At 67.7% G+C, this 19,505-nt stretch carries 29 protein-coding genes; 17 read left to right on the top strand and 12 right to left on the bottom strand.

What is annotated here, in order from left to right; genetic code table 11:
* Window positions 1-18: 18 nt before the first annotated feature.
* Window positions 19-597 (top strand): ATPase, encoded by a 579-nt coding sequence (locus LOK44_RS01940; protein ID WP_237568318.1) that lies wholly within the window; start codon window positions 19-21, stop codon window positions 595-597.
* 89 nt (window positions 598-686) lie between these two features.
* The gene (locus LOK44_RS01935; protein WP_237568316.1) at window positions 687-2,111 is read left to right on the top strand and encodes a sugar porter family MFS transporter; all 1,425 of its coding nucleotides are present in this window, start codon (window positions 687-689) and stop codon (window positions 2,109-2,111) included.
* Window positions 2,112-2,120: 9 nt separating this feature from the next.
* Here LOK44_RS01935 and LOK44_RS01930 read toward each other — a convergent pair whose 3' ends face one another.
* The 4 genes from LOK44_RS01930 to LOK44_RS01915 form a co-directional block, all read right to left on the bottom strand.
* Window positions 2,121-2,414, bottom strand: coding sequence for a hypothetical protein (locus tag LOK44_RS01930; RefSeq protein ID WP_237568314.1), 294 nt, complete (start codon window positions 2,412-2,414; stop codon window positions 2,121-2,123).
* A complete protein-coding gene (locus LOK44_RS01925; RefSeq protein WP_237568313.1) occupies window positions 2,414-2,824 on the bottom strand; it encodes a hypothetical protein in 411 nt (136 codons plus the stop codon). The genes LOK44_RS01930 and LOK44_RS01925 overlap by 1 nt, the downstream gene beginning before the upstream one ends.
* Before the next feature lie 132 nt (window positions 2,825-2,956).
* On the bottom strand, window positions 2,957-4,546 hold the full coding sequence (locus LOK44_RS01920) for a threonine/serine exporter family protein (RefSeq protein ID WP_237568312.1): 1,590 nt from the start codon (window positions 4,544-4,546) through the stop codon (window positions 2,957-2,959).
* Window positions 4,547-4,591: 45 nt separating this feature from the next.
* The gene (locus LOK44_RS01915) at window positions 4,592-4,948 is read right to left on the bottom strand and encodes a VOC family protein (RefSeq protein ID WP_163917274.1); all 357 of its coding nucleotides are present in this window, start codon (window positions 4,946-4,948) and stop codon (window positions 4,592-4,594) included.
* A 131-nt stretch (window positions 4,949-5,079) separates the two neighbouring features.
* Here LOK44_RS01915 and LOK44_RS01910 point away from each other — a divergent pair, with 131 nt between their 5' ends.
* The 4 genes from LOK44_RS01910 to LOK44_RS01895 are packed head-to-tail and all read left to right on the top strand — an operon-like array spanning window position 5,080 to window position 7,046.
* The gene (locus LOK44_RS01910) at window positions 5,080-5,910 is read left to right on the top strand and encodes a DNA-formamidopyrimidine glycosylase family protein (protein WP_237568311.1); all 831 of its coding nucleotides are present in this window, start codon (window positions 5,080-5,082) and stop codon (window positions 5,908-5,910) included.
* A 32-nt stretch (window positions 5,911-5,942) separates the two neighbouring features.
* A complete protein-coding gene (locus tag LOK44_RS01905; protein WP_237568309.1) occupies window positions 5,943-6,272 on the top strand; it encodes an ArsR/SmtB family transcription factor in 330 nt (109 codons plus the stop codon).
* Window positions 6,269-6,658, top strand: coding sequence for a VOC family protein (locus LOK44_RS01900; protein WP_237568307.1), 390 nt, complete (start codon window positions 6,269-6,271; stop codon window positions 6,656-6,658). The genes LOK44_RS01905 and LOK44_RS01900 overlap by 4 nt, the downstream gene beginning before the upstream one ends.
* A 22-nt stretch (window positions 6,659-6,680) precedes the next feature.
* On the top strand, window positions 6,681-7,046 hold the full coding sequence (locus LOK44_RS01895; RefSeq protein WP_237568305.1) for an Hsp15 family ribosome-associated heat shock protein: 366 nt from the start codon (window positions 6,681-6,683) through the stop codon (window positions 7,044-7,046).
* Between the two features lie 26 nt (window positions 7,047-7,072).
* On the opposite strand, the gene LOK44_RS01890 is transcribed toward LOK44_RS01895, so the two are convergent.
* The gene (locus tag LOK44_RS01890; protein WP_237568304.1) at window positions 7,073-7,381 is read right to left on the bottom strand and encodes a hypothetical protein; all 309 of its coding nucleotides are present in this window, start codon (window positions 7,379-7,381) and stop codon (window positions 7,073-7,075) included.
* Window positions 7,382-7,439: 58 nt separating this feature from the next.
* Between LOK44_RS01890 and LOK44_RS01885 the strand changes: the two genes are divergently transcribed.
* The 4 genes from LOK44_RS01885 to LOK44_RS01875 are packed head-to-tail and all read left to right on the top strand — an operon-like array spanning window position 7,440 to window position 8,989.
* A complete protein-coding gene (locus LOK44_RS01885) occupies window positions 7,440-7,613 on the top strand; it encodes a hypothetical protein (protein WP_237568302.1) in 174 nt (57 codons plus the stop codon).
* Between the two features lie 2 nt (window positions 7,614-7,615).
* Entirely contained in the window at window positions 7,616-7,741 is a 126-nt protein-coding gene (locus LOK44_RS29730) for a hypothetical protein (protein ID WP_283817708.1), read from the top strand.
* A 12-nt stretch (window positions 7,742-7,753) separates the two neighbouring features.
* Entirely contained in the window at window positions 7,754-7,999 is a 246-nt protein-coding gene (locus LOK44_RS01880) for a hypothetical protein (RefSeq protein ID WP_372481153.1), read from the top strand.
* A 54-nt stretch (window positions 8,000-8,053) separates the two neighbouring features.
* Window positions 8,054-8,989 carry an NAD(P)/FAD-dependent oxidoreductase gene (locus LOK44_RS01875; protein WP_237568300.1) on the top strand — a complete coding sequence of 312 codons (936 nt, stop codon included), beginning with the start codon at window positions 8,054-8,056 and terminating at the stop codon, window positions 8,987-8,989.
* On the opposite strand, the gene LOK44_RS01870 is transcribed toward LOK44_RS01875, so the two are convergent.
* From LOK44_RS01870 to LOK44_RS01860, 3 genes are all read right to left on the bottom strand, one after another.
* On the bottom strand, window positions 8,974-9,420 hold the full coding sequence (locus tag LOK44_RS01870) for a hypothetical protein (RefSeq protein ID WP_237568299.1): 447 nt from the start codon (window positions 9,418-9,420) through the stop codon (window positions 8,974-8,976). The two genes, LOK44_RS01875 and LOK44_RS01870, sit on opposite strands and share 16 nt — an antisense overlap.
* A gap of 17 nt (window positions 9,421-9,437) precedes the next feature.
* The gene (locus tag LOK44_RS01865) at window positions 9,438-9,575 is read right to left on the bottom strand and encodes a hypothetical protein (RefSeq protein ID WP_237568297.1); all 138 of its coding nucleotides are present in this window, start codon (window positions 9,573-9,575) and stop codon (window positions 9,438-9,440) included.
* A gap of 67 nt (window positions 9,576-9,642) precedes the next feature.
* A complete protein-coding gene (locus LOK44_RS01860) occupies window positions 9,643-10,080 on the bottom strand; it encodes a VOC family protein (RefSeq protein ID WP_237568296.1) in 438 nt (145 codons plus the stop codon).
* 113 nt (window positions 10,081-10,193) lie between these two features.
* Between LOK44_RS01860 and LOK44_RS01855 the strand changes: the two genes are divergently transcribed.
* Window positions 10,194-10,871, top strand: a complete 678-nt coding sequence (locus tag LOK44_RS01855) for an alpha/beta hydrolase (protein ID WP_237568294.1) — start codon at window positions 10,194-10,196, stop codon at window positions 10,869-10,871.
* On the opposite strand, the gene LOK44_RS01850 is transcribed toward LOK44_RS01855, so the two are convergent.
* Window positions 10,868-12,217: an APC family permease gene (locus LOK44_RS01850; protein ID WP_237568292.1), complete on the bottom strand. Its 1,350-nt coding sequence runs from the start codon at window positions 12,215-12,217 to the stop codon at window positions 10,868-10,870. The two genes, LOK44_RS01855 and LOK44_RS01850, sit on opposite strands and share 4 nt — an antisense overlap.
* A 144-nt stretch (window positions 12,218-12,361) precedes the next feature.
* Here LOK44_RS01850 and LOK44_RS01845 point away from each other — a divergent pair, with 144 nt between their 5' ends.
* Genes LOK44_RS01845 through LOK44_RS01835 form a run of 3 tightly spaced genes read left to right on the top strand, consistent with a single transcriptional unit; the run spans window position 12,362 to window position 14,578 of the window.
* Window positions 12,362-12,745 (top strand): nuclear transport factor 2 family protein, encoded by a 384-nt coding sequence (locus LOK44_RS01845; protein WP_237568291.1) that lies wholly within the window; start codon window positions 12,362-12,364, stop codon window positions 12,743-12,745.
* Window positions 12,746-12,797: 52 nt separating this feature from the next.
* Complete coding sequence (locus tag LOK44_RS01840; RefSeq protein ID WP_237568289.1) at window positions 12,798-13,223, top strand: PPOX class F420-dependent oxidoreductase; 426 nt, start codon at window positions 12,798-12,800, stop codon at window positions 13,221-13,223.
* A complete protein-coding gene (locus LOK44_RS01835; RefSeq protein ID WP_237568288.1) occupies window positions 13,220-14,578 on the top strand; it encodes an NAD(P)/FAD-dependent oxidoreductase in 1,359 nt (452 codons plus the stop codon). The genes LOK44_RS01840 and LOK44_RS01835 overlap by 4 nt, the downstream gene beginning before the upstream one ends.
* Here LOK44_RS01835 and LOK44_RS01830 read toward each other — a convergent pair.
* A complete protein-coding gene (locus tag LOK44_RS01830) occupies window positions 14,566-15,675 on the bottom strand; it encodes a spore photoproduct lyase family protein (protein WP_237568286.1) in 1,110 nt (369 codons plus the stop codon). The two genes, LOK44_RS01835 and LOK44_RS01830, sit on opposite strands and share 13 nt — an antisense overlap.
* A 58-nt stretch (window positions 15,676-15,733) precedes the next feature.
* On the bottom strand, window positions 15,734-16,150 hold the full coding sequence (locus LOK44_RS01825) for a GlcG/HbpS family heme-binding protein (RefSeq protein WP_237568284.1): 417 nt from the start codon (window positions 16,148-16,150) through the stop codon (window positions 15,734-15,736).
* A gap of 276 nt (window positions 16,151-16,426) precedes the next feature.
* Between LOK44_RS01825 and LOK44_RS01820 the strand changes: the two genes are divergently transcribed.
* The gene (locus LOK44_RS01820) at window positions 16,427-17,434 is read left to right on the top strand and encodes a zinc-dependent alcohol dehydrogenase family protein (protein ID WP_237568283.1); all 1,008 of its coding nucleotides are present in this window, start codon (window positions 16,427-16,429) and stop codon (window positions 17,432-17,434) included.
* A 4-nt stretch (window positions 17,435-17,438) separates the two neighbouring features.
* Here the strand turns inward: LOK44_RS01820 and LOK44_RS01815 are convergent, their stop codons facing one another.
* Complete coding sequence (locus LOK44_RS01815; RefSeq protein ID WP_237568282.1) at window positions 17,439-18,386, bottom strand: GlxA family transcriptional regulator; 948 nt, start codon at window positions 18,384-18,386, stop codon at window positions 17,439-17,441.
* 181 nt (window positions 18,387-18,567) lie between these two features.
* On the opposite strand from LOK44_RS01815, the gene LOK44_RS01810 reads away from it, so the two are divergent.
* Both LOK44_RS01810 and LOK44_RS01805 read left to right on the top strand, forming a co-directional pair.
* The gene (locus LOK44_RS01810) at window positions 18,568-19,017 is read left to right on the top strand and encodes a helix-turn-helix transcriptional regulator (RefSeq protein WP_237568280.1); all 450 of its coding nucleotides are present in this window, start codon (window positions 18,568-18,570) and stop codon (window positions 19,015-19,017) included.
* Between the two features lie 75 nt (window positions 19,018-19,092).
* Window positions 19,093-19,503 (top strand): VOC family protein, encoded by a 411-nt coding sequence (locus LOK44_RS01805; RefSeq protein ID WP_163917297.1) that lies wholly within the window; start codon window positions 19,093-19,095, stop codon window positions 19,501-19,503.
* The last annotated feature ends 2 nt before the right edge of the window (window positions 19,504-19,505 follow it).

Here is a 19,505-nt window from a genome sequence, read left to right as displayed (position 1 = left end):
CATCGATCGGCGTTCCCGGTGAGGCGGCTCGATCTCGTCGTCGGTCCGAACGGCGCGGGTAAGTCGACCTTCGTCGCGCTGACCCTTGCACGGCTGTTGCCTCGCAGCGTGTTCGTCAACGCCGACGAGATCGCCAAGCAGCGCTGGCCGGACGATCCGATGGGGCACGCCTACGACGCGGCGCGCGTCGCCGCCGAAACCCGAGCGAGACTCATCGAACTCGGCAAGCCCTTCATCGCCGAGACGGTGTTCTCGCACCCGTCGAAGCTGGAACTCATCCGCTCCGCCCGCACGGCCGGGTTCACCGTCGCCCTGCACGTCGTCCTCATCCCCGAGGATCTTGCAGTGGAGCGCGTGAAGCGCCGGGTGCTGCACGGTGGCCACGACGTCCCCGAGGGAAAGATCCGGGAACGGCACCGCCGGCTGTCGGCGCTGGTGGTGACGGCGATGCCCACGGTCGATACGGCGACGGTGTACGACAATTCGCGCCGACGGGGACCACGCATCGTCGCGCAGATGACCGCGGGAATGATGATCGGTTCACCGTCGTGGCCGTCGTGGACCCCGACGCCGCTGGTCGAACGTTGGCCGGCCTGACCACCTGCCGCGACTGCCGACGGTTCGACTGCGGCCGGCCGGGGTAGTCGGCGCGGGTTGTCGTCGTCGTCGCAGGTAAAGGGGTCGGTATGGAATCGTCCGAGAGCGTCCCGTCGAAGACTGCTGAAGACCAACGGGACTCGCCCGGGCAACTCACCGGCGCCGTGGTGATCGTCGCGTTGGTGTCGGCGATCTCGGGCGTGCTCTACGGCTACGACACCGGAATCATCTCCGGCGCACTCCTTCAGATCACCGACGACTTCGGCATCGCCGAGACATGGAAGCAGGTCATCGCCGCCAGCATTCTGCTCGGCGCCGTCATCGGAGCACTGACGTGTAGCTACCTGTCGGACAAGCGCGGCCGCAAGGGCACGCTGGTATTGCTGGCAGTCGTCTTCGTCGTCGGTGCGCTGTGGTGTGCGTTCGCGCCGAATCCCGTTCTGCTGTCGCTCGGTCGGCTCGTGCTGGGGTTCGCCGTCGGTGGTGCCACGCAGACCGCCCCGATGTACGTCGCCGAATTGGCACCGCCGAAATACCGTGGTCGCCTGGTGCTCTGCTTCCAGATCGCCATCGGCGTGGGGATCGTCATCGCGACGATCGTCGGTGCCACCGAATCGATTTCGTGGCGCCACTCGATCGGTGCCGCAGCCGTGCCCGCCGCGATCATGCTGGGGCTGCTGCTCCGACTGCCGGAGAGCCCGCGGTGGTTGGTCAAGCAAGGCAACGGCGACGAAGCGCGCAGCGTGCTGCAGAAGGTGCGCCCGTCGAACTACGACGTGGAGCGCGAGCTCGAGGAAACGGCGAACCTCGCCCGGGTCGAGCGGACCGCCAAGACGCGAGGGTGGCCCGGTCTGCGCGAGGCCTGGGTGCGCCCTGCGCTGATTCTCGGGTGCGGCATCGCCATCTTCACTCAGCTCAGCGGCATCGAGATGATCATCTACTACTCACCAACCATCCTCACCGACAACGGATTCGACACCTCGGTGGCGCTGCAGGTGTCGGTGGCGCTCGGCGTCACCTACCTCCTGGCCCAACTCGGCGGACTGGCGATCATCGATCGAGTCGGTCGGCGTCGACTCACGCTGATCATGATTCCCGGTGCCGCGCTCAGCCTGTTCGTCTTGGGACTGCTCTTCGTCACGGGCAACAGCGGACGCGACTCGATGCCCTTCATCATCGCGTGCCTGATCGTGTTCATGCTCTTCAACGCGGGCGGATTGCAGCTGATGGGCTGGTTGACGGGGTCGGAGACCTACCCGCTGGCCGTGCGTCCCGCAGGTACCGCCGCCCAGTCGGCTGCGCTGTGGGCAACCAACCTGTTCATCACGCTGACCTTGCTGTCGCTGATTACCGCAATCGGTGTCGGTCCGTCGATGTGGCTGTACGCCGCGTTCAACGTGGCGGCATGGGTGTTCGTCTACTTCCGGATGCCTGACCTCACCGGGAGGAGTCTCGAGGAAATCGAGGGCAAGCTCGCCGACGGCAAGTTCCGCCCGGCGGACTTTGCGCGCTGAGCCAACGCGTCAGGAAGTGGCGCTCTCCCGTGCCTTCTCGAGTTCGACGATCAGTGCGTCGACGTCGGCACGACGCTCGGCTGGGACCTGCAACGAATAGAACGTGCCTACGCTCACGGTCACCTGCAGCAGGTGCTCCTTCTCGGTGCCGAACAGCTTCTTGCGCCTGCTGAACTCCTTGACGTCGGTGCCGGAGTATTGGTCGGCGGGGTTGCGGCCACGCGATGAGCCGGTACGCAGCTTCTCGACCCAGTTTCCGTCGACGACGATGCTCTCACCGTTGATCCCATCGATGCGGAACATCAGTACCCGATCTCGTCGCAGATCGGCGGGATGATGAACAGCGATCCACGCGGGCTGCAGAACGGGCGCGGGCCCGGCGGCGGCGGAGGGGGCGGTGCCGGTGCCAGCACCGGCGGCGGCGCTGCGGGTCGCGGCGCGCCGGACCACGGGTACATGGTGTTCGTCGTGACGTCGACGATGCCGTCGGAGTTCCAGTACCAGTCGTGGCAAGCGTTCCAGTCCCAGCTCAGGACCTGACTACCCGGGGGAAGCGAAGCGCCGGGGCACCAGTGCGTGCAAGTTTGGCCCGGAGGGCAGTTTCCGCCCTGGTAGCTGGGGCCCTCGGCGAAGGCGGTCGCCGCGCCAAGGCCCGACATGGTCAGGCCGGCTGCCACCGCGGCGGCCGTCGCCCAGCGAGATAGTCGAATCACGTGAATCCCCCTCGTGGCCCACCCCCGTGGCGGTGCCCGTCGGCATCGAGTACATCGCGCGTCGACCGATACCGATCCCAACAACGATGCACCCGATGCGGACCCGCCCGCAGCGATTCGATCAGCGCGGTGCTACCGGCCGCCACGCCCATCGTCGTCGTCCCGTACCTGACGCGCCTCGTCGTCGTCCTGTCCGTCCGACCACATCGGCTCGAGCGCGACGCTCAGCGATCGATGGCTCGCCGTGGCGCTCGCCTGATCCGGCTCGGCGGGCTGCAGCCGTACGACACGTCCCACGGCACGGCGCAGTCCCGGTGGTCCCTCGATGCGGAAGAAGCCGCCGAGTCGCCCGGCGCGGTACCGCAGCGGTGAGCCCACGAACTCGCCGAGGACGACTCCGCTGCCCAATGCCAGGGCCACGGCCGTCGCCGAGAGCATCTGCGCCAGGCCGTCGTCGAAGTTACCGTCCACCGCGAGGTAGAAGACGGCACGGAAGACCGCGAGGCCGGGAAGCATCGGCATGATGGCGGCCGTCGCGGTGATCAGGGCCGGCGCCTGTCGGCGGATGGAGATGAGCGTGGCCACGAAGCCGACCGCGACCGCGGCGATCCCGGTGGCGACCACTTGGCCCAGGCCGGCTGTCCCGAGGGCGATCAGGAGCCATTCCGCGCTCGCCGCAGCGACTCCCGCGATGAGCACCGACCGGAGCGGGGCGTAGCTCGCGACGGTCAGGCACGCCCCGGCCAATCCGGCGCCGAACACCGCGATGGCCATGGTCAGTGGCTGATTGGGGATGATGAAGCTCTCGGTGGCGTCGACGTGGAGTTCGATCGAGATGCCGGCGAGCGTCGCGACCTGAAGGCCCGCAACGATGCCCACGACGATGCCCGACGTGAGGAACAGTGCCTCGCCGAGTCGTGCAACGGCAGTGAGCATGTTGCCCGTGACGGCATCCTGCATGGCGCCGACGAAGGTCAGCCCGGACAGCAGCATCACGATTCCGGTGGCCACCAGCGCCGTCGGATTGAGCCCGGCGAAGAGGTACGCGGCGACGGCCACGAGTGTCGCGATGGCCGCACCGGTTACGTGTTGGAAGAAGAACGGGGTTTGGATCCGGTTCAGCAGCCGGCCGGTCTGGTCGATCACGGCGGACGTGACCGCCGCCAGCACGCACGTCAGCCACGTGCCCCCGAGCAGCATCGCGATGCCGAGCGCGAACCCGGCCCAGCCGACCGTTGCCAGCCAGCGCGGGTAGCGATGCGGCTTCTCGGTCAACTCGTCCATTGCGTCGTGCGCCTCGTCGACGGTGACGCCGCCAGAGGTGATGCGCTGCACCAGCAGATCGAGTTCCGCGAGCCGCGTGTAGTCGGTCGATCGGACGTGGACCGCTCGCACGATCGTCACTGGCGGGCTGTCCGCCGTCGGGAGCGCCGACACGATCGCGGTGGTCGCGAAGACGTCGACGACGCAGTCGGTCAGGCGATACGCCAGGGCCACGTCCTCGGCGGTCGCGATGACGTCCGCGGTGCCGGCACCCGACGACAGCATGACCTCCGCAAGCCGGATGGTCAGGTCCAGGACCTTGCGGGTGTGCAGGTCGCCCATCTCGCGACCCGTCCGCCTGCGCTGCCCGGCGATTGGCGCCGGATCGCGGCGGCCGGGCAGCGCGATGCGCACCCCGCGGCGGATGCGTGCGCTGTCATCGGATCGGTCGCGTGCCACTCGCAGCAGGATACTGGCGAGTGGCCCGCCACCCGAATCCGTCGACTACTCCGCGGGCGGCTCGAAGAGCTGGAGGTCGTTGCCCTCCGAATCCTTGAACGTGGCGATCTTGCCCCACGGGTGCTGAGCCACCTCGTCGATGAACTTCACCCCCGCATCGGTGAGGCGGACGATCTCGTCGTAGAGGTCGACGTCCGGCTGGAACGTGAGGATCGCTCCCCCGCCGGCTCCTCCGTGCGTCGACTCGCGGGCGTTGAGACCGATCGTGACTCCGTTGCCGTCGACCTCCGACCAGTCATCGCCCTCGTTCTTCACGGTGAGTCCGAGCGTTTCGCCGTAGAACTTCACCGCTCTGCTCATGTCCTCGACGGGTAACCACACCGTTGCAATACCGCTAGCCACTGTTCCTCCAAGAGATTTCGGGATTCGTGCACGGGTGATCTACCCCTTGCCGACCGTGCCACACCACGTTTGGGTGAGCCGAATGTGACGTCGTCGTCACGAGTGGGATCCTCGTCGAGGACGATGGAAGGGTGCCAGAGGGTGACACCGTCTACGCGTTGGCCCGACGCCTCGATGCGGCGCTGCTCGACCGAGTCCTGACCCACGGCGAGCTACGGGTGCCCGCGCATGCGACCGACGACCTGGCCGGGCTGACGGTGCTGGGTCACGACACGCACGGCAAGCATCTGCTCACGCGGTTGTCCGACGGCCTCACGCTGCACACCCATCTGCTGATGTCCGGTTCGTGGACCGTGTCGGCCGAGGGGCGGTGGCTCCCGCCCACGGTCATGCCCGACGTCCGCGTGGTGCTGCGCACCGACGGGCCGGCCGCCTATGGGGTGCGCCTACCGATCGTCGAACTCATCCGGACGAGGGACGAAGCCGACGTCGTAGGTCACCTCGGTCCGGACCCGCTGCGCGCCGACTGGGACCTGGCCGAGGCCGCGCAACGCATCACGGCAGACTCCCGGCGGCCGCTCGTCGCGGCGCTGCTCGATCAGCGGTGCGTCGCCGGCTTCGGCAACCTGTGGGTCAACGAGTTGGCATTCCTGCGGGGTCACAGCCCGTGGACTCCGGTGCAGTCCGTCGACGTCGTCGCACTACTCGAACTCGGTGCCCGCGCCCTACGCCACTCCGCCACGGTGCCGGGCGCGATGCAGGTGACAACGGGCAACAAGCGCAAGGGCGAACAACACTGGGTGGCGGGCCGCGCGGGTCGGCCGTGCCTGCGGTGCGGTACGCCGGTTCGGGTGGTGGCCGAGGTATCGAACGACCCGGAGCGACGGCGCACGTGGTGGTGCCCGCACTGTCAGCCGGGCCCGACGGCGCCGCCATCCGGCCGCGACGCGACCGACCATTGACATGCAAGTGATGACTTGCCTATTGTTCTGGCGTGGGTGACGTCTCCAAGGCCGACGTCTTCAAGGCGCTTGCCGACCACACCCGCCGCACGATCCTCGACGAACTGACCGACCGAAATGGCCAGACCCTCTTCGAGATCTGCGCACGTCTGACGACCAAGCACGGGCTCGGCTCGTCGCGGCAGGCCGTCTCGCAGCACCTCGACGTCCTCGAGGCCGCGGGTCTGGTGACGACCCGCCGAGACGGTCGCTACAAGTTCCACTACATCGACACCGCGCCGCTGGAGCCGATCCTCCGGCGGTGGCTGCCACGCACCGCAGGTGGTCACCCCGACACCCAAACCGAGAAGGGAACGTCATGAAGATCAACTTGACCAGCATGCTCGTCGACGACCAGGACAAGGCCCTGCGGTTCTACACCGAGAACCTCGGCTTCACCCCGAAGCACGACATCCCCATGGGGAGGCACCGGTGGATCACCGTGGTGTCCCCCGACGACCCGGACGGCACCGAACTGGTCCTCGAACCGGACGAGCACCCGGCCGCCAAGACGTTCAAGGACGCCCTGATGACGGACGGCATCCCGTTCACGTCCTTCGCCGTCGACGACGTGCGCGCCGAATGCGAGCGGCTGCGCGGGCTCGGGGTGCGGTTCACCCAGGAGCCCACCGACATGGGCAACGTGACGACCGCGGTGCTCGACGACACGTGCGGCAATCTCGTCCAGATCGCGCAGATGATCGCCTAGCCGCGGGAGCATGATGGACTCCGTGGAGTCGACCCGTGTAGATCGGTGGTTGTGGGCGGTCCGGCTGTCGAAGACGCGACCGGACGCCGCCTCGGCCTGCCGCGGTGGACACGTGCGCGTCAACGACCGGCTCGCGAAGCCGGCGACCATGGTGTCGCCCGGCGACCAGGTGCGGGCTCGAGTCGGCGACACCACCCGCATCGTCGAGGTGGTCAGGGTCATCCAGAAACGAGTCGGCGCGGCGGACGCCGTCACCTGCTATCTCGACAGAACTCCCCCGCCGCCGCCGGTCGCCACGATTCCGGTGGCCGCTCGCGATCGCGGCGCGGGCAGGCCCACGAAACGTGACCGGCGGGTACTCGACAGGTGGCGTGCCAGTCAAATGTGAACGGCGGCAGCGAGTTCCGCGGCGGACTACTTCGCTGGCCGCGTTTCCGGCACGGGCACGTCTGCTTCCCACCTGGCGCGACGCTGGTCGTCGGTCTGCTCCCACCACGGCGGCGTGCCGCGTTCCCCCAGTGCGACCTTGACTGCCTGGACACCGGCACGGGCCGCGGACTCCTCGTCGGTGCCCTTGGTCCTGCGGACCTCCCTGCGCCATGACATCAGCGTGGCGACCAGTTCGGTGCGCCGATCCTCCGGAATCGACGGGTCCGTCGCGCGCCACCGGCGGCCGTCGATGACGTAGTAGTGCCCGTCGTCGGTGAGTGGAGGTTGGCCCACCCGGCGAGTTTAGGGCGGCAGCGTGAATAAACGACGGAGAACGGGTAACGCTGAGTGCATGACACCCGATGACGTTGCCGACGTGAACCAGGTGATGGTGCCGACCGAGGAGGTGCGTCCGGACCACCGGGAGCACGCGAAGGAGTCGAAGCACCTCGACGACGACGAACTGGAGCGGCGCACCCAGCACGAACGCGAAGTCGTCGACGCCGAACGACCCGGTCAGGAGTGATCATGACAACCCCCGAGTCCAACGATCCCGACGATCGGTACCAGAACTCCGAAGGCGATGTGCCCGCGGTGAATCCCGCGTACTCGACGCCACCGGCGGACGGTCTCCCCGACGCCGAGACCGACTGAGACGAAGTCCTCGTGATGGAACCCATCGACGACGGCGAAGGTCAGTGGGAAGTCGTGACCGCGAAGCCGGTCAATCGTGGCGACGCGGACGACGGCGCCTCCGAGGACGTCGTCGTCCGCGGCCCCGAGGACGAGTGTCGCCGCGTGTTCGCCGACACCGTCGCGGTCGCGGCCGCAGAGGGCTATCAGTACGTCGTGCTGCGTTCCGGGGGTCAGGACGTCGACTCGTGGCCCCCGCTCACCGGTTGGACCTGCTAGGCGCGCTGCGTCTTTCGGACGTTTCGTACGGCTGATCCCGGTAATCATGCCGACGTGTCGCCAGTATGGGAATGCGCGGTCGTCGGCGCGGGAGCCGCCGGGTTGAGCGCCGCGCTCGTCCTCGGAAGAGCCCGCAGGCACGTCGTCGTCATCGACGCCGGCCATCAGAGCAATCGCGCGTCACCGACCATCGGTGGGCTGCTCGGATATGACCAACGCCCGCCTGCGGACCTGTACGCGCAGGGGCGATCCGAGTTGGCGGCGTACCCGTCCGTCGAGTTCCGCACCGGCGAGGTCGTGGGCGGCAGCAGCGGAGAAGACGGATACCTGCTGGAACTGGCCGACGGCGAAACGCTCACGGCGCGACGGGTTCTCCTGGCCACCGGTATGAAGTACAACCCGCCGGACCTTCCGGGAATCGGTGAGCTGTGGGGATCGTCGGTCTTTCAGTGCCCGTTCTGCCACGGCTGGGAAATGCGGGACAAGCGCTTGGCGGCTTTGGCGTCCGGCGAAGAAGCCGTCCATGCCGCCCTGATGCTGCGGGGCTGGAGCGACGACGTGACGATGTTGACCGACGGGCCAACTCGATTGGACTCCGAGCAGCTCCGGATGCTGCAGGTCGCCAAGGTCGAAGTGGAGCAGCGACGCGTCGTGCAGTTGGCCAGCGACGAGGGCAGGCTCACGCACGTCGTCTTCGCCGACGGAGACCGGCTCGAGCGCGACGGCTTGCTCGTCGAGGCGCCGCTGAGCCAACGATCCCGGCTGGGAGAGACGTTGGGAGTCCAGAGTGCTGCGTCGCAGCTGTCGCCTAACGCGGTTCACGTCGACAAGATGCACCGGTCGAGCGTTTCGACCGTCTTCGCTGCGGGAGATGTCTGTACGAAGCAACCGCATCTAGCCGACGCAATGTCAGCGGGATCGCAGGCGGCGATGATCATCGTTCAGAGTCTGCTGTCGGACGACTTCGGCCTTCCCTATCCGCCGGCGTGACCGATCGGCGCAATGGGTAGCAGTCCGTCCAGTACCTCGAGCTCCGTTCGGCTCACCCACGACGGGTTGGCCTGCTGCGGCGACCGGAAGACCTCCATCGTGCGCAGGTCGGCCACAGTGGCCAATTCCTCGGCGGTGACCGGATCGTCGAAGAGTCCGATCTCGGTCCGGACGCGAAGGCCATCGTCTTCGACATACGGCCTGCCGGTGATCCGGCCTGCGCCCCAAATCCCGCGCCGGGGGTGCGCCGACACCCAGAACAGCACGCGCTGACCGGCTTCGATCAACTGCGAACGATAGTTGTCGGCGATGCACCAGGACGTCTTCGCCCGCCCCGCCGCGACCATCGGTTCGAGCGCAGTCAACCGTGGGTTGCACTTGATGACCCAGGCGCCGAGCGTCTGCTCGGTCACGGGCCGGGGCGGCGACACCGGACGGCGAACCGTACTCAGCCCCGTTCGCTGGGCCCGGGGTCGCCCAGCGGCGGTGATGCCGTTCCGCCGTCCTCCGGCTGGAAATCCGCCGAGCCGTCGTCTTCCTCGGCCGTCAGGTGTTCTTCGTGCCGCTGATTCGTGGGATCGGTCATGTCGCGCCCTTCCGGTTGGTAGCGACCCGCGTACCCGGTCGCCGTTCCTGCCAACCCGGTCTCGTGCTCAGTCCAGGCAGAACTCGTTGCCCTCCGGATCGGCGAGCACGATGTGGCCGGCGGTCAACGGCGGCTCCGGCTCCTGTCGGCCGATGCGCGTCGCGCCCACCGCCACCAGTCGAGCGCATACGGCCTCCAACGCCACCATGCGCTCCTCGCCCGTCAGCTCGGGGGCTGCGCGCACGTCGAGGTGGACGCGGTTCTTCGCGGCCTTGCCCTCCGGGACGCGCTGGAAGAAGATTCGCGGGCCCGATCCCTCGGGATCGATCAGCGCCGACGCGTCGTTGCGGTGCTCCTGCGGAACCCCCATCGATTCCAGCGCGGCGTCCCAGGTGTCGAACCCGGGGGGTGGAGCCTCCACCTGGTACCCCAGCACCTCGGCCCAGAACGTGGCCAGCGCTGCGGGGTCGGCGCAGTCGAACGTCACCTGAATCTCACGGGGCACGAAGCAGTCCTATCGTCATGGTCGTCCTTTCGTCATGCCGGGCTCTTGTCACGTCGGGGGTACCCGTTCCACCGTCGGGGATTGCGATCGGGCCGCGAGGGCATTCTGGGCCCGTGGAAACCGTCGAATACGCCCCGGGACGCAAGGCCGATCTCCATGGCGAGCCCTCCCATCCCACCGTGCTGCTGTGGCACGGCATGCAGACCGACGCCAGGGCGTCCGTCGGAGTGCTGGCCGACCTCGTCGCCGGCCACGGCCTCCACGTCGTCGCCTCCGATTGGAACTCCCACGCCGACGACCGGGGGCGTTCGGACCTGTTGGCGTCGCTGGACTTCGCCCGGGGTTTCGGCTCGGATCCTCTGGTGCTCGTCGGGTGGTCGATGGGCGGGCTCGCAGCGGCCGACCTCACGGTGCACGCGCATCGGCTGGAGATCGACCTGACCCATACGGTGTGCCTCGCGGGCGCGTTCATGGCCGCGGGCCCGATATCTGGGCTGCACGTGACCGACAGCCTCACCTCCGAGGAGACTGGCACGCCATTCACCCTCCTGCACGGCGCGGCCGACGACGTGGTGCCCCCGTCGGCCAGCAGGGATTTCGGGGAGGCGTTGCGCGCGGCCGGCTGGCCGGTGGAGGTCGCCATGCTGGACGCCGACCACGCCTCGATCGCAGGCGCCGCCCTCGATCCGGTGGCCGACGAATATCGCCCCGCGACCGACGGCGCGACCCGTGAGGTCGCCGCCGGGGTGGCAGCGCGCATTGCGGCACTGGTCGGTGTTCGGCCCGACTAAGTCGATGACCGCGTGGCCGATCGCCGGGTCGCCGCGCGAGCTACTAGGTAGAGCACGGCCCCGACTGCCAGCAGGATGGCGCCGAACAGCCAGACCGTCACGGTCTGCTGGGTGAGCAGCAGCACGCACGACAAGACGCCGAGCACGGGCACGAACGTCCAGACCCGGAAGTGCTCGTGCTCTACGGCGTCGCGGCGGAGCACCAGTACGGCGACGTTGGTCGAGATGAACACGAATAGCAGCAACAGCACGACGGTTTCGGCGAGCGTGGAGAGGTCGCCTACCAGGGTCAGCACCATGGCGACCACCGTCGTCGCGACGATGGCGACCCACGGGGTCCGGCGTTGCGGCAGAACACGATTCAGCACGCTCGGCAGCAGGCCGTGCTCGGCCATCCCGTACGCCAGTCGGCTCGACATGATCATGGTCAGTAGCGCGCCGTTGGCGACGGCGATCAGGGCGATGGCACTGAACAGCCAGTCCGGAACGTTGACGCCCGAGGCGCCGACCACGGCGAGCAGCGGGCCCGACGACTCCGACAGCTCGGTCGCGGGCAGGGCGATGGCACTGGCGATCCCGACGAGCGCATAGACGACGCCTGCGGTGACGAGCGCGCCGAACAGTGCGGCCGGATAGACCTTGCTCGGATTGCGGATCTCCTCGGCGACGTTGGCCGAGGTCTCGAATCCCACGAACGAGTAGTAGGCGACGATGGCGCCGCCGAGAATCGCCATGGCAGGTACCGAGCCGTCCGGGAACTGCGTGATCCTGTCGACCTCACCGCGGCCACCACCGACCATCACCGCCACCGCGACGATCACGATGAGCAGACCCGACAGCTCGACCACCGTCATCACCATGTTGCTCTTCATCGACTCGCTGATGCCTCGGGCATTTAGGCAGGCGACGAGGATCAAGAACACCATGGCTGCCGGCACCGCGGGCACGTCGATGAACGTCGACAGATAGTCCCCGGCGAAGGCCAGCGCGAGGCCGGCGGCGCTGGTGACACCGGCGGCGAGCATGCAGAAGCCGATGAGGAACGAGATCACCGGTTGTTTGAACGCGCGCTCGGCGAAGACGGCGGCGCCGCCGGCCCTCGGATACTTGGTGACCAGTTCGGCGTACGAACCCGCGGTCAGCAGCGCCAGCACCAGCGCCGCCACGAGCGGTGCCCACAGCACCCCGCCGACGTCCTCGGCCAATACCCCCATCAGGGCGTAGATGCCCGCTCCGAGCACGTCGCCGAGGATGAACAGGAACAGCAGCGGTCCGGTGATGCCGCGCTTGAGCTTGGTGTCTTCGGCCACCTCGGTGTCGTCGTGCGCTCGAGCTTCCGATGTCATGTACGCCTCCCGCGGTGCGTGGCAGGCGACGTGATCATCGCCAATTAGGCGACAGTGATACCCCCTCGGTGTTGAGCTATGCATCTCCTGTGACGTGGCGGTGACGTGTCGTGTGATCCCGCCGCCTTCGGGTACAGCACCCTCATGACCGACATGGCAGAACGATTCGTGTCCGCACTGGGCGAACTCCACAGCAGCAAGAACGTCGACCCGATCGTCGAGTTGTTCGGCGACGACGCCACCTTGAGCAAGGCGGGTCTGCCGCATCAGGAGAGCGGCAAGGACGGTGCGCGCGCCTTCTGGCAGCAGTACCGCGACGTCTTCGGCGACATCGACTCCGACTTCAAGCACCAGGTCGTGGACGGGGATCTCGTCGTCCTCGAGTGGACCTCGAACGGAACGCTGCGCGACGGCAGTGACTTCAGCTACGACGGCGTGAGCATCTTCGAAGCCGACGGCGAGTCGATCGCGGCCTTCCGCACCTATTACGACACGGCGGCGTTCCTCAACGCCGAGGCGAAACGCTGAACGGAACGCCGAACCGCGAGGATCTCGAGTCACCGGTGGCACAGTGAGCGGTGTGAACGACACGACGGCTCTGGCAACGCGTCTGTCCGGCGAGAAGTTCGTCTCGCTGACGACGTACAAGCGCAGCGGTGAGGCAGTCGCGACGCCGATGTGGATCGTGCGCGACGGTGCCGATCTCTCGGCGTGGACGCCCGCAGACTCGTGGAAGGTCAAGCGAGCGCGACGCGACCCCCGGGTGACGCTGCGAGCGTGCGGGCGGACCGGGAGGGTCGACGCTGGCGAACCGGTGCTCGAGGGCACCGCCGAGGTGGTGACCGATCCGGTCGAGGTGTCCCGGGTGGAAGACCTGGTGAAGCAGAAGTACGGCCTGGAGTTCCGGGTGATGACCATGGTCGAGACCATCGCTGCGCGGGGACGCAAGAGCCGTGTGCTGCTGCGCATCTCGGCTCAGCCGACGAAGGGAGTTGATCCGACATGAGCAGGGCCCGCCCCAAGGTACTCATCATCGGCGGTGGCTTCGGCGGACTGTTCTGTGCGCGGCGGCTCGGCAAGGTCGACGTCGACGTCACGGTGCTCGACCGCGCCGCATGCCACGTGTTTCAGCCGCTGCTCTATCAGTGCGCGACGGGAACGCTGAGCATCGGCCAGATCAGCCGGTCGCTGCGCGAGGAACTGGCCGACTACCACAACGTGCAGACCCTGCTCGGCGAAGCCGTCCGACTGGACGCCGACGCGCGAACCCTCACCGCGCGCCGTCCCGACGACAGCCAGTACACGCTCGAATACGACTACCTGGTGATCGCCGCCGGGATGCGGCAGTCCTACTTCGGGCACGAGGAGTACGCCGCGTGGGCGCCAGGGATGAAGACCCTCGACGACGCGCTGAGCATCCGACGCCGGCTCTTCGGCGCCTTCGAGATCGCCGAGACGCTGCCGCCAGGTCCGGAACGGGACAGCTGGCTCACCTTCGCCGTCACCGGCGCGGGCCCCACCGGCGTCGAATTGGCCGGTCAAATCAGGGAACTCGCGACGCGGGCGCTGGCCAACGAATTCCATGCCATCGAGCCGGAGGAAGCTCGGGTGCTGCTGTTCGACGGCGGTGATCGCGTGCTGAAGTCCTTCGCTCCCGCCATGGCCCATCAGGCGGGCCGGACGCTGGAGGAACTCGGCGTCGAGATGCACTTCGGCGTGCACGTCACCGACGTCCGGCGCGACGGCATCACGGTGAGCCCGAAGGGTGGCGGGCCGGACGAGGAGTACGCCACGCGAACGGTGTTGTGGACCGCCGGTGTCGAAGCCGTGCCGTTCGCCCGTCACGCCGCGGAGATGCTGGGCGCCACCACCGACCGCTCGGGCCGCATCACCGTGAACGAGGATCTGTCGGTGCCCGGTCACCCGGACGTGTTCGTCGTCGGTGACCTGGCTGGGCGCGAGGGGCTACCGGGTGTCGCGGAGAACGCGATACAGGGCGGGTGGCACGTCGCGGCGTGCATTCGGCGCGACCTCGCCACGCGCGGTCGGCGGAAATACCGCTATCGCGACCTCGGATCGGCGGCGTACATCAGCCGCGGACACGCGCTGCTGCAGGCCGGCCCGGTAAAGCTCACCGGTCGGCTGGGTTGGCTGGGCTGGGGGTTCATTCACATCGCGTTCCTCACCGGGGTGCAGAACCGAGTCAGCACGGTCGCGACGTGGATGGCGTCGATCGCGCGCGCCAATCGAACGGACCGCACGTTCATCCTTGGCGGTTCCGGCCATCCCGAGGAGCCGTACACCTGGGAGTCGCCCGTTCATCAGGGCAACCACGCGGCCAACGACGATCAGAAGGCGTAGCGGACGCGGCAGGTGGGCAGCTTCTCGTCGATGAGGTCGGTGAGCTGCTGCACCCAGCGGCCCTTCCACGGTGACTTGTAGCGGACGTTCCACTGACCGTTCTGACTGCGCTTGTGCTGCTGCAGATCCGGCCGCCAGAGCAGTTCCTCCCCCTTGGGGTGCCACAGCATGTTGACGTCGTGCAGGCCCTCGTTGTGGGTGAGGAAGATGATCTCCGCCGCGAGCTGGGCCTTGGTGCGATCGTTCGTGCCGTCGGCCACCTGCTCGAGCAGCTCGGCCCAGTCGGCGAGCCAGTCCTCGTGCACGATCACGGGGCTGAAGTTGAGGTGCACCTCGTACCCGGCGTCGACGAAGTCGTCGATGGCGGCGATGCGGTCGGCGATCTTGGACGTCCGCACGTCGACCAGTCGCGACGTCTGCTCCGGCATGAGACTGAAGCGCACGCGGGTCCCGCCCCTCGGGTCGTAGTCGAGCAGGTCGCGATTGACCAGCTTGGTGGCGAAACTGGCCTTGGCGTTGGGAATTCGAGCGAACAGGTCGACGAGGTCGCGGACGTTGTCGGACACCATCGCGTCCGCCGAGCAGTCGCTGTTCTCACCGATGTCGTAGATCCAGTCGACCGGATCGCACTGGTTGGGCGCGAGTTTGGGGCCTTGGCGCCTCGCGTGGCGTTCGACGTAGCCGGTGATCTTCTCGATGTTCGCGAACACCGTGATCGGGTTGGCGTAGCCCTTGCGTCGCGGTACGTAGCAGTACGAGCAGGCCATGGCGCAGCCGTTGGCCGTCGAGGGGGCGATCCAGTCGCTCGAGCGTTCGTTGCGGCGCGCCGCGAGGCTCTTCTTCTCGCCGAGGACCAGCACCTCGCGCTTGTTGCGGACCCAGTCCGCGGCACTGCCCTCGTTGCCGTAGAGCCCGGGGATCGCCTGGTGCGACAGGACTTGGACGCGCTCGGCGTCGGGGAACCGATCCAGTACGTCGCGAGCCCGCGGGAATCGCTCGATGTCGGGCTCGTGGTAGATCCGCTTGATGTCGATCAGCCGGTCGGCCAGGTCTGCCGGGGTGCGGCGAACCGGCACGTCAGGGGACGTGGACGTCATGCCAGGCACAACGCCCGATCATGGGCTGGGAGTTCCTGTCGGCAACGTGTGATGGGTCCTATTTCGTGTGCTCGTCTCGGAGTGTTTCGAGGCCGGCCAAGGCGCAGGCCTCGTCGTCGGCGGTGCTCGCGCCGCTCACGCCGACCCCGCCCACGACGTCCCCGTCGATCGACACTGGGACGCCACCGCCGAAGATGACGAACCGGCCGCCGCCGTTGGCGTGCAGTCCGAACAGCTCCCCTCCCGGCGCGGCGAGCGTCGCCAGTTCCGACGTCGCGATGCGGTTCGCGACGGCGGTGTACGCCTTGTCGACTGCCAGGACCGGCCCGGCGATCTCGGCGCCGTCCATCCGGCCGAACGCCACGAGGTTTCCGCCCGCATCGACGACCGCCGCGGACACCAGGACGGATCGTCGGCGTGCTTCGGCGTGTGCGCGGGCGATGATGCGATTCGCGGCATCCAGGTCGAGGGTCACCAGATCGATTCATCGAGTCGTTCGGTCATCGACGAAGCATACCGATGGGTTTACCCGGGTCGCTTTCCTCCGCGAGCGTGCGTGTCCGCGGGCGACACGCCAGGTGGGAACGGGAGTTTGCGCACGCTCGCGGACCGTGGGGTGGTGCGACCGACGTGTCACTAATCTCGCGGATATTGGCATTGCCGCCACTGGAGTGTCTGGTTCATGCGCGCGACACTGGGAGGGAACAAGCCGTCGCGCCGCGCGCCTAGAAACACGATGAGGTACTCCACTATGACCGATCTGATGAAGGCCGTCGTGCTCGCCCGTTTCGGAGGGGCCGATGTCTTCGAGTTGCGCGACGTCGAAGTGCCGCGAGTAGGCCCCCGCCAGGTACGGGTGCGGGTCCACGCGAGCGCCGTCAACCCGCTCGACTACCAGATCCGTCGCGGAGACTACGCGGATCTCGTGTCGCTCCCGGCGATCATCGGGCACGACGTCTCCGGAGGGATCGAGGAGGTCGGATCCGACGTGAGCGAGTTCCGAGTCGGCGACGAGGTGTACTACACACCCCAAATCTTCGGCGGCGCCGGCTCATACGCCGAACAGCACGTCGTCGACGTCGACCTCGTGGGCAGGAAGCCGGAGAACATCAGTCACCTGGAGGCGGCGAGCCTGACGCTCGTCGGCGGAACGGTCTGGGAGGCCCTGGTGACGCGAGCCCAGCTCAGCGTGGAGGAGACGATCCTCATCCATGGCGGCGCGGGCGGTGTCGGCACCATCGCGATCCAAATTGCGAAGGCGATCGGCGCACGGGTCATCACCACCGCGAAGGCCACCGAACACGAATTCGTGCGCTCCCTCGGAGCAGATGTCGCAATCGACTACGCGTCAACGGATTACGTCGATGCCGTGGCCGAGACGACCGCAGGCAAGGGGGTCGACGTCGTCTTCGACACGATTGGTGGTGACGCGCTCACGCGAAGCCCGTTGGTGCTCGGCGACTTTGGCCGCGTCGTCAGCATCGTGGACATCGCGCAGCCGCAGAACCTCATCGAGGCGTGGGGCAAGAACGCCGCCTATCACTTCGTCTTCACACGCCAGAACCGGGGAAAGCTGGACGCGCTCACCACGCTGGTCGAGCGCGGTCTGGTGAAGCCGGTCATCGGTGCGACTCTCCCGCTCGCTCGAACGGGCGAGGCCCTCGAGCTACTGGAGAACAGGCGGTCGTATGCACTGCGCGGCAAGGTCGCCATCGACGTGGCGGGCGAAACCGTCGATCTTCCGCCGCGCATCTCGTAGTCGGTCAACTCCGCCCGGAGAAGGTGGCGCGGTACTCCGAGGGCGACACGTCCAACAGCCGGCGGAAGTGCAGCCGGAGGTTCGATCCGGTTCCGAGGCCGACCTGCTCCGCGATGCGGTCGACCGAGAGCCGCGTGCTCTCCAGGAGTTCGCGGGCGGTGTCGACCCGCGCCCGCAGGATCCACTGCAGCGGGGTGCTGCCGGTCTCCTCGGTGAAGCGGCGCATGAACGTGCGGGGCGACATCCGCGCGTGTGCGGCGAGTCCGGCGATCGTGAGCGGCTGGTCGAGCTGCGTCAGAGCCCACTCGCGTGTCGTGGCAAGGGAATCGCCATGTGCTGCCGAGCTGGTCTTCGGCAGATACTGCGCCTGTCCCCCGGTCCGGTAGGGCGCGGTGACGAGTCCCCGTGCGATCTCGTTCGCCGCGCTCACGCCGAGGTCGCGGCGGACGATGTGCAGGCACATGTCGAGACCGGCAGCGGCCCCCGCCGAAGTGAGAATGTCGCCCTCGTCGACGAAGAGCACGTTGGGCTCGACCGTGATCTCCGGATGCCGCTCCGCGAGCTTCTCCGCCGCATCCCAGTGCGTCGTCGCCCGAAGGCCGTCGAGCAGGCCGGCATCCGCAAGGGCGAACGCGCCGTAGCAGATCGACGCGATGCGTATCCCTCGCGACGCGGCGGTGCGGAGCGCTTCGTGCACCTCCACCGGTATCGGCCGACCCGACGGGGCGTAGCCGGGGACGACGATCGTGTCCGCGTCGGCCAGTGCGTCCAGGCCCTGCGGGACCGCGTAGCCGAATCTCCCGTTGGACGGCACCGTTCCGGCGACGACCCCGCAGGCTGACACCTCGTAGGGGAAACCCGTCTCCGGATGGAACACCTCCGCTGGGATTCCGACGTCCAGTGGCAGCGCCCCGTCGAGTACGAGGACCACCACCCGATGCGGTCGCTGCATCGCCCGGCTCCGATCCGGCCGACGCGTACCGACCGCGTCATCATCCTCGCACGTGTGCGCGTTCTTGCCATCAGTCTATGAGGCTGGCTTTCTTCCGCGAGCGTGCGCAAACTCCTGTTTTTACCCGGCGTGTCGCTCGCAGACACGCACGCTCGCGGGGTGAGAGTGACACCATCGCCACGTGGCGAGCAGATCGGCGGAAGAGCAGCGACTGCACGACCTCAAGCTGCTGCGACGCGTCCGCGATCGGATCGACCGCGAGTACGCACGACCGCTCGACGTCGAAGCCTTGGCGCGCGGGGCCGGTATGTCGGCAGGACACCTGTCGCGGCAGTTCAAGGCTGCGTTCGGCGAGTCGCCCTACTCCTACCTGATGACGCGCCGCATAGAGCGCGCGATGGCGCTGTTGCGCCGCGGCGACCTGACCGTCACCCAGGTCTGCTTCGCGGTGGGCTGCTCGTCGCTGGGCACCTTCAGCACCCGATTCGCCGAACTCGTCGGCATCCCCCCGAGCGAGTACCGGCGCCAACACCAACGCGCCACCGAGGGGATGCCGTCCTGCGTCGAAAAGCAGGCGACCAAGCCGGTCCGCAACCGGGACGCACCCGTCGCCCAACTCCATCGCGCTTGACGGCCTCGGCTCCGTCCGAGCATCGATCAGGAATCGAGAAGCATCGGCTGCGCGGCCGCACCTAACGTCATCGCCATGGACATCACCATTCACAACACGTTCCTCCCCCACGACGACCCAGAGGAGTCCCTCGCCTTCTACCGAGACGTGCTCGGCTTCGAGGTCCGCCTCGACGTCGGCGGAGGCAAGATGCGCTGGATCACCGTCGGCCCCGTCAACCAACCCGGCACGTCCATCGTGCTGCACCCGCCCGCCGCCGACCCCGGCACAACGGACGACGAACGGCGCCTCATCGCGGAGATGATGGCGAAGGGCACTTACGCGATCATCGTGCTGGCGACCAAGGACCTCGACGCCACCTTCGAGCGACTGCAGGCGAGCAACGCCGAGATCGTGCAGGAGCCGACCCAACAGCCCTACGGGGTGCGAGACTGCGCCGTGCGGGATCCCGCGGGCACCATGATCCGCATCCAGGAACTGCACTAGCA

This window comes from Mycolicibacterium lacusdiani, from assembly GCF_021916785.1.
Lineage (GTDB): Bacteria > Actinomycetota > Actinomycetes > Mycobacteriales > Mycobacteriaceae > Mycobacterium > Mycobacterium lacusdiani.
The sequence above is the reverse complement of the archived record's forward strand: the minus strand, read 5'-3'. Positions and strand labels throughout refer to the sequence as shown.